The following is an 814-nucleotide window of genomic DNA, read 5'->3' on the forward strand; positions in this document are numbered from 1 at the left end:
AAACAAGCTTATATACCATTTTTCAAAATATTTTTTCATTCAAATTTCGATAGTTTAATTTCGTAACGAGTGTTTTTTTGCATTATGTACAACGTGATTGTGTATGATTAGTGGCGTGTTTAAGCACCTAATTTAGCAAATAAAAACGAATAGAAAATCCGCGAGGATTTTCGTAAGTAGGCGATAACCAGCCATTAATTATACACGGTGTTAGCATACGTACTTTATTCAGTTATTAGTTCTTTCCACTTTTCAGATTCCGCAAATTCTTTTACGATTCTATTGCGTTCAGTTAATAATTCAGTCATATATTTTTCGAGGAACATTTTGTCCGCTAATTTTCCTAAAATTCCAAAAGGTGATTTATAATCAAAAATGTCAGTCATCAAAGTTCCGCCATTCGATTCCGCAAAGTAATGTTCGTGTTTAAATTCCTTAAATGCTCCTTTTACCATTTCGTCCGCAAAGTAATTTGGTCGGTCAAATTCCGTTATTTTGGAAGTCAGATTTTGATAAATTCCAAAATGTTTAGCTCTCCAAGTCACACTTTCGTTCATTCCGATTAATCCGCTCGTTTTTCCAGCTATGGCTTTTTCATTCGTTTGTTCAGTCGAAATTTTATGTAAATCAATACTTCTCGAAAGGTCAAACACAACTTTTCTTTCAGCTTTTATTTCAGTTTTAAGTTCGATTTTCGGCATTTTGTGTGTATGTATGCTAACGTTTATGTGTACGAGCTGTTGCGTATTTATTAACCTAATGCTTTAAGTCTATCCGAAGTTTCAAAATTCGCAAGAATTTTGTGAGCTGGATG

1 protein-coding gene is annotated in these 814 nt (G+C 33.2%); it reads right to left on the minus strand.

All coding sequences use genetic code 11. From position 1 onward, the window contains the following. Positions 1–224: 224 nt before the first annotated feature. Positions 225–701: an SRPBCC family protein gene (locus H3Z82_RS19430; RefSeq protein ID WP_182207116.1), complete on the minus strand. Its 477-nt coding sequence runs from the start codon at positions 699–701 to the stop codon at positions 225–227. Between the last annotated feature and the right edge of the window lie 113 nt (positions 702–814).

The organism is Gelidibacter maritimus, assembly GCF_014062315.1.
In the GTDB taxonomy this organism is placed as follows: domain Bacteria; phylum Bacteroidota; class Bacteroidia; order Flavobacteriales; family Flavobacteriaceae; genus Gelidibacter; species Gelidibacter maritimus.